7 protein-coding genes are annotated in these 7,242 nt (G+C 54.0%); 2 read left to right on the forward strand and 5 right to left on the reverse strand.

Annotated elements, in window-relative coordinates; genetic code table 11:
* Window positions 1-2 precede the first annotated feature (2 nt).
* Together VI25_RS17910 and VI25_RS17915 are read right to left on the reverse strand one after the other, a co-directional pair.
* Window positions 3-755, reverse strand: coding sequence for a hypothetical protein (locus VI25_RS17910; protein WP_045688304.1), 753 nt, complete (start codon window positions 753-755; stop codon window positions 3-5).
* 110 nt (window positions 756-865) lie between these two features.
* The gene (locus VI25_RS17915) at window positions 866-1,429 is read right to left on the reverse strand and encodes an RNA polymerase sigma factor (RefSeq protein WP_045688314.1); all 564 of its coding nucleotides are present in this window, start codon (window positions 1,427-1,429) and stop codon (window positions 866-868) included.
* Window positions 1,430-1,636: 207 nt separating this feature from the next.
* Here VI25_RS17915 and VI25_RS17920 point away from each other — a divergent pair, with 207 nt between their 5' ends.
* Window positions 1,637-2,179 carry a hypothetical protein gene (locus tag VI25_RS17920; RefSeq protein WP_045688305.1) on the forward strand — a complete coding sequence of 181 codons (543 nt, stop codon included), beginning with the start codon at window positions 1,637-1,639 and terminating at the stop codon, window positions 2,177-2,179.
* A 125-nt stretch (window positions 2,180-2,304) separates the two neighbouring features.
* Here VI25_RS17920 and VI25_RS17925 read toward each other — a convergent pair whose 3' ends face one another.
* Window positions 2,305-3,903, reverse strand: coding sequence for an aldehyde dehydrogenase family protein (locus VI25_RS17925; RefSeq protein WP_082455658.1), 1,599 nt, complete (start codon window positions 3,901-3,903; stop codon window positions 2,305-2,307).
* 307 nt (window positions 3,904-4,210) lie between these two features.
* Here VI25_RS17925 and VI25_RS17930 point away from each other — a divergent pair, with 307 nt between their 5' ends.
* Window positions 4,211-4,618 (forward strand): hypothetical protein, encoded by a 408-nt coding sequence (locus tag VI25_RS17930; protein WP_045688306.1) that lies wholly within the window; start codon window positions 4,211-4,213, stop codon window positions 4,616-4,618.
* 83 nt (window positions 4,619-4,701) lie between these two features.
* Here the strand turns inward: VI25_RS17930 and VI25_RS17935 are convergent, their stop codons facing one another.
* A complete protein-coding gene (locus tag VI25_RS17935) occupies window positions 4,702-6,204 on the reverse strand; it encodes a Do family serine endopeptidase (protein ID WP_045688307.1) in 1,503 nt (500 codons plus the stop codon).
* A gap of 276 nt (window positions 6,205-6,480) precedes the next feature.
* Entirely contained in the window at window positions 6,481-6,924 is a 444-nt protein-coding gene (locus VI25_RS17940) for an Hsp20/alpha crystallin family protein (protein WP_045688308.1), read from the reverse strand.
* Window positions 6,925-7,242 lie beyond the last annotated feature (318 nt).

Here is a 7,242-nt window from a genome sequence, read left to right on the forward strand (position 1 = left end):
ACTCAAGGCGTGCGGCGGGTTTCAGCTACCATATAGGGCTGGCTGTGGTAGTCCCGAATCCGCTCCCGGGTGCGCAGCTGCTGGGTCAGTAAGTCCAAACGAATCTGCAGGTTGCGGTTCATAGCTTCCAAGACCACATCGGGCTCCGGGTTACGGTACAGCTCCGTTTTCAACTGCTGGTAAGTTGAATCCAACGCGGTCAACTCCTGCTGCCAGTCAGCACGCGGTGCGGCTTTAGTTTCGGCATCAAGTGCTTGGAGCTCCTGCTGGCGCTCGGTAATCTGGGTAGCATAGTAGCTCTCCATACGCTGCACTGTACCTGCCAAGCGTTGCTCGGGGCTGGCTGCAGCCGCAGTGGCCGCTACGCCATCATACGTGCGGGCACTTGGTGCGGCCGTGGCTACTGGGGCGGCCGTACTGCGCATCCAGATGCTTGGCGCACTGTGCTGCTGTTGCCAGAACCAGCCTCCTAGCAAGGCTAGTGCGGCTACGGCAGCAGCAATACCGTACGGGCGTGCGGCGCGCACCTCAGCCGTAACAGGAGCAGCCGGAGCCTGCGGAGCGGGCACTTCGGCTACTGGAATACCAGCATCTAAGCGTACAATGCGCAGGGGCGCGACGTCGTCTGCCGTTGCGGTAGGGGTATCTAGCTCAAGTTCGATGTCGTCCCACAGGTTGGGGCGCGGCTCAAACGCGTCGAAGTCGGCGCGGTGGCGTTCCACAAAGGCTTCCAGTCCGGTTTTCTTCTCGTTCATGTCAGGTGGTCGTTCGCAATATTCCAGTAAGGTGGCCGCACCGTCAAGTTGGGGGTGGGCGGTGCAGGCAGCCAACAGAATAGCACTATGGGGTCAGGTCGAGTACGTAATTAGAGGCCGTGCTGGCGGGCCAATTCCAATAGTTTGCGGCGGGCCCGGCTGTACTGCGACTTTGAGGTGGATTCGGTGATATGTAAAATACTGGCAATCTCAGCGTGGTCGTAGCCTTCCAAGAGGTAGAGGCTTAGCACTACGCGGTAGCCGTCGGGGAGTTCCTGCACGCAACGCCGCACTACATCGGCTCGCCAGGAAAGGTCCTCGGGGTCTAAGGATTGGTGGGTGTCGTCATGGTCGGCAGCATCGTGCTGGTCGGCTAAGGGTACCAGTTGCAAACGCCGATTGCGCAGGCAGTTGATGCTCTTGTTGATAACGATGCGCTTAAGCCAGGAGCCAAACGAAGAATCGCCTTTGTAGCTATGTAGTTCCCGAAAGGCGCTTAGAAAAGACTCCTGTAGCACGTCCTCCGCCTCGGCATAGTCGCCGGTGATTCGCAAGGAGGCGTTGAACATGGCTTTGGAATAGCGCTTGTAAATCTCAGCCTGGGCCCGTCGGTCGCCTAAGCGGCACCGCTCGACTAGCGGGGCGTTGATGTCAGTATATGCGAAGGCCTCCATAGGTTGCGTCTGGGTTGGCGGAGATTCGGAAATAGGTGAATCGTAAATATCCAACTTTCCGGGCTAAAAACGGCGGGTGCTATGTAGTAAGCAGGTGAAGGACAGAAGCAAGCTAGTAAGGTTGCACTGCTAACTGCTTTGTGCCTAACAAACCCACAATGTATTTTGCGGCAGTTATCATGCCTATTCTATTGTTTGCTCCCAATCATGAAGAATCTAGCTTTTCTAATAGTTCTTTGGTACTTAGTTTCTTGCAAAAAGAAAGACTCTTCCCCCACTATTGACTTTGGTGCTGGCGCCGGCATTTCCCTACGCGCCGCCGACGGCCGAGTGGCCGGTTCACAAGATCCAACCGACTGGACCTCGGATGCCACTTGGAATGAACAAGAGCGGGCGCTATTTCCGGACCTAGCATTTGATCTAAATGGGGCGCAACAGCCAACACGTGTTTCTTATACTTACGCATATCCCAATCCGGCCCTAACGGGCCAGGCAAATTGGCTATTGCAACTTGAAAGAAGCTACGGAAGTCCGGCTGTGAAGTATTCTCTGAGCGCCGTACTAGTAGACCGAAAGTATCAGGTGTTGCTGCGGCTAGGCCCAAGCGACTTTTCCGATGCCCTGACGTATAGCCTAGACTACACAAAAATTGGTCTGCGCCCCAATGAACTGTACCGGCTGTACTATGTGCTTTATTACAACGGTGTACTGCTATATAAGGGGCACGGCGACATCCGACACAGTAGCTGACGGTAGTTGTAAGGGCGCGGGAATATTCGCTCCTCAACTCTTATCTCAATGAATAATTGCCGCACGAAAACGGCCTACCCGGTAGTACCAGGTAGGCCGTTGTGTTGTAGAGCAGCGTACGTTACTCAGACATCAAACTTAATACCCTGGGCCAGCGGCAACTGGGTGCTGTAGTTGATGGTGTTGGTCTGGCGGCGCATATAAATGCGCCAAGCATCGGAGCCGGACTCACGGCCGCCACCGGTTTCTTTTTCACCGCCGAAAGCTCCGCCAATTTCTGCCCCACTCGTACCAATATTCACGTTGGCAATACCACAGTCGGAGCCGGCGTGGCTGAGGTAGGTTTCTGTTTCGCGCATGTTCAGAGAGAAAATGCTCGACGACAAACCTTGCCGCACTCCGTTTTGCACGGCAATGGCCTCTTCTACCCCACCGCTGTATTTGATGAGATAGAGAATGGGTGCGAAGGTTTCTTCCTGCACCGTGTGGTACTCGTTGCGGGCTTCTACCAGCGCGGGCTTCACGTACGTACCGGTTTCGTAGCCAGCGCCTTCCAGCACTTCGCCGCCCGTAAGTAAGGTCCCCCCTTCTTGTTGCACTGCTTCCAGGGCTTTCGTAAAGCCTTCTACCGCCGCTTTGTCGATAAGGGGGCCTACCAGGTTACCCTCCTGAAGGGGATGACCGATGGGCAGGTTGGGGTAAATTTTCAATAGGCGCGCTTTTACATCCTCAAAAATGCTCTCGTGAATGATGAGGCGGCGCGTGGTGGTGCAGCGCTGCCCAGCCGTACCCACGGCACCAAACACCACGGCACGCATGGCCATGTCCAGGTCGGCGTGCTCGGTAAGGATGATGGCATTGTTGCCGCCTAGTTCCAGCAGTGCACGACCCAAGCGGCCACCCACTACCTCGCCCACCTTCTTGCCCATGCGGGTGCTACCCGTAGCTGACACCAACGGCACGCGCGCATCGGCAGCCATTGCGGCGCCAATCTCGGCATCACCAATAACTAGGTTGAAGATTCCTTCCGGCAGATCATTCTCCAGTAGTACTTCCTTCAGAATGTGCTGCACGGCTACGGCCACCAGCGGAGTTTTCTCGGAGGGCTTCCAAATGCACACGTCGCCGCACACAGCAGCCAACATGGCGTTCCAACTCCACACGGCCACTGGAAAGTTGAAGGCGGAGATAATGCCTACCACGCCCAGGGGGTGGTACTGCTCATACATGCGGTGGGCGGGCCGCTCCGAGTGCATGGTATAGCCCGTGAGCTGGCGCGAGAGCCCCACAGCAAAGTCGCAGATGTCAATCATCTCCTGTACTTCGCCCAGGCCTTCTTGCAGAATTTTGCCCATCTCGTAGCTCACTAGCTTGCCCAGGGGCTCCTTGTATTGGCGGAGCTTATTGCCGATTTGTCGCACAATGTCGCCCCGTTTGGGCGCGGGTACTAGGCGCCAAGCTTTGAATGCTTCTTGGGCCGTTTTCACTACTTGGTCATAGTCGGCAGCTGTAGCAAAGGTTACGAAGCCAATAAGGCGACCATCGGTAGGCGAGTGAATGGGGCGGGCGTTTTCGGCAGTGCTGCTACCCCAGCGTAGGCCCGTGCTCCAAGCAGCATTACGGGCTTCTACTCCTAGTTCCTGCAATACTTGCTGAATACCGTGGTGGTCATGTTCCTGTACATCGGTACCGGTAGCGGCAGCTTCTTCAGCAGCTAGTTTCATGGGTATATGGAGGTTGGGTGGAACACTAGAAGAGGATGGAAAACCCATCTGAGCAAAGCTACTAAAATAGGCCGGGGCTAGCTGGGCTCAGATCTGATAACCTGTGCCAGGCGGGGCCAACTCCGCCCCAATCCGTGCTGGTATTCCCTTCTTGCCTGTTATGGAGCTACTCCGGACAGCTACCTTTCTCCTACCCTGACTAACTGCTGGCTAGGTTGCTAGTAACTGGCTGGCTTTTCTAGAAGTCGGTAGTACCAGTTCTTTGTCTCAGGCATGTATATTAGTAGCCCTCCCTGACATTCCCACCATGTCGTCCGACTCCAGCTTTTCGCTTACCCCGCGCCCCGATTTAGGCGTTCTAATAGCGCGTTGGGCCGAAGATGCGCCTACGCCCCAGCTGCAGCGTCACTACGCAGCCCTACTGGCAGCGGCCCAACAACACGGCCTCTGGCGGTGGCTGCTGGATGTGCGACGACGCGACCAGCTTGATCCGGAGTTTGGCTGGTGGTCGACGCACATATTTTACCCTGAGGTTGCTCACGTAGCAGTCCCCCCTTTTCGGATTGCTGTGCATTGCTCGCCGGTGCGCTTAGCCATTTATGAGTCGGACTCAGTGCAGCAGCAGTACATTCGCTATGGCACCTCTGAAGAACGGGCTTATCAACTGCGCCTCTTCATTGAGGAAGGTCCTGCCATGGAGTGGCTTTTAAGCTAAGCACACTGCTCAAATCAAACCCATGAAAAAAGGCCCTTCGCCATGGTAGCGAAGGGCCTTTTTTACGAGCAGCAAAAGCCAGATTACTCAGATTGCCCAATTGGGTAGTAGGCTTTGCGGCCATCAGGATACACTCCTTCTACTAGAGCACCTTCGTTTTCCTTGGCAGCCTCTAGATACCGTTGTACATCCTGAGGCTTTGTCACTTTGTTTTTATCAATGCGGGTGATGATGAAACCATCAGCAATACCCGTCTGGCGGAAGTTGGAGTCCTTGATGTTGTTGATCTTAGCGCCTCCCTCAATACCTAGCTTGTGCAGCTCCTGACGAGCCACGGGGGCCAACGTAGCTCCTTCGTACTTCACCGTCGAGGCCACTTCCTCCCGAATGATGTCGGTGGTCCCCGTGGAGTTGCGCAGCGTGGCCGTCGTAGTGCGGCTGTCGCTACCACGCAAGTAGGTCACTTTAATCTTGTCGCCAGGACGGAAGCGGGCTACTTGCTCCTGCAACTGAGAAGAGGTATTCACCTTCACACCATTGATTTCCGTGATAACGTCGCCCTCCTGAATACCAGCATCAGCAGCCGATGTATTCTTGTCGAGACCCATCACGTACACGCCATTCAGAGTGTTTAGCTTCTTTTCCGAGGCAAGCTGAGCATCTACTTCCCGGATGCGCACACCTAGCAGAGCCCGCTGCACCACTTTATACTTTAGCAAGTCGTCTACTACCTTGCTCACAATGCTGGAAGGCACCGCAAACGAGTAGCCCACGAACGAGCCTGTTTGAGAAGCAATAGCCGAGTTGATGCCGATTAGGTCACCGTTGAGGTTTACCAGGGCGCCACCCGAGTTACCAGGGTTTACCACGGCGTCGGTTTGCAGGAACGACTCTACGCCCATTCCTTCCCGATCCCGCAGGATGTTGATGTTACGTCCTTTGGCCGAGATGATACCAGCCGTTACGGTAGAATTCAGGTTGAAGGGGTTGCCTACAGCCAACACCCACTCGCCAATCTTCACGTTGTCGGAGTTGCCGTACCGCACGAAGGGCAAGTTATCAGCCTTCACTTTCAGCAAAGCCAAATCGGTATTGGGGTCAGTGCCTACTAGCTCAGCCTTATACTTGCGCTTGTCGTCGAGAACAACTTCAATTTTATCGGCCTTGTCAATCACGTGGTTATTCGTGACGATGTAGCCATTGGCAGCAATGATAACGCCCGAGCCGGAGCCCTGCTGCGGGCCTTGCGAGCGGCCATGGTATTGCTCAAGATCGTCCCCGAAGAACTGGCGCAGGAAAGGGTCCATCCGGGCCGCGCTGCTTTCGTTCATTCTGGGCGCATACTCGGTCATTACGTGCACAACAGCAGGCGTTACTGATGCCGCAGCAGCCGTAAAGTTCAGGCCTTCGGGCACCGTGTACGTGCTGCTGCGCAGTTCACTGGTATAACGCACATTGGGGTCAGCCGCAACAGCTTGAGGAGCAGTACCACGCTCTGGCTCGAGCAGCTTGTACCCACCTACCGCTACGCCACCACCGAGAATGGCGGAACCGAGCAGGCCGAGCATCATTTGTTTTGCTTGCATGGGTATTAGAAAAGAGGTGTGATAAGGAAGAAGTCTGGTTTGAAAATACTACAGAATCATGAGCAATGCATGAGCCTAGGTCTTACTAACGCAAGATATCCGCAAGGCGTATTCAGTTGCATGCCCGTTGGTGGATGAAAGTAACCCGTTGGTAGAATTTTCTGATTCTATTGGGCTAGCTCCTCTGCCACCACTCCTGTATACGGTATCTATACAACACGCGTACCAAGAAAAAAGGCACCCGGATGGATGCCTTTTTTGCAGAAATATTGGCGCTTAGCGCACCTCAATCTGGTGCTTGGTTACCTTCTTGCTGTCGAAGGGCAAGTTAAGACGTAGCACGCCATCAACTAGCTGAGCCTCAATAGACGTTACATCTACGGTTTCAGGGAGTTGGAACGTGCGTGAGAAGGTACCGTACCCGGATTCTACACGGCGGAAGCGGGGGCCGTTTTCAATTACCTCCGGTGCTTTCCGCTCACCGCTCACGGTCAGCTTACCGTCTTGAAAATCAATTTTCACATTTCCCTTCGCTACGCCGGGCAGCATCAAGTGTAGCTCGAAGCCCTCTGGCGATTCTACGATATCGGCTTGTGGCAGGAAGCTATCAGCCGGAGCTTTTTGTGAGGGTAGCGTATCACGCAGCATTTCATTGAGCACAGAGTTGAAAGCGCGTGAAGGACGAAGAGAAGGAAGGTTGTTATACAGCAGCGTGGCCATGGTGTAAAGTAGAGTTTGGAGTGGTTAAGTAATCAACCGTGCCCTAGCAGGCACACCCCATATCTATAAATTCTGTACCAACCTTCCTTATGCTTCAAGTATATGCCTTTATGTCATCATTATTGAAAATTAGCACAACCAGATACATTCAATAAGGACAATAAAAGCTGATTTAAAGTGTAAAAACGTCCTTTTTAAAAGAAAAATACATATGACATAATGACATCAAACATATACAATATGTAGATATGCTTTTGCTAGTGGCAATGAAATGACCCAAAGGGACAATAATTCCGAGATACAACTAGGTGCGCCTAC

The organism is Hymenobacter sp. AT01-02 (assembly GCF_000961955.2).
In the GTDB taxonomy this organism is placed as follows: Bacteria; Bacteroidota; Bacteroidia; order Cytophagales; family Hymenobacteraceae; genus Hymenobacter; species Hymenobacter mucosus.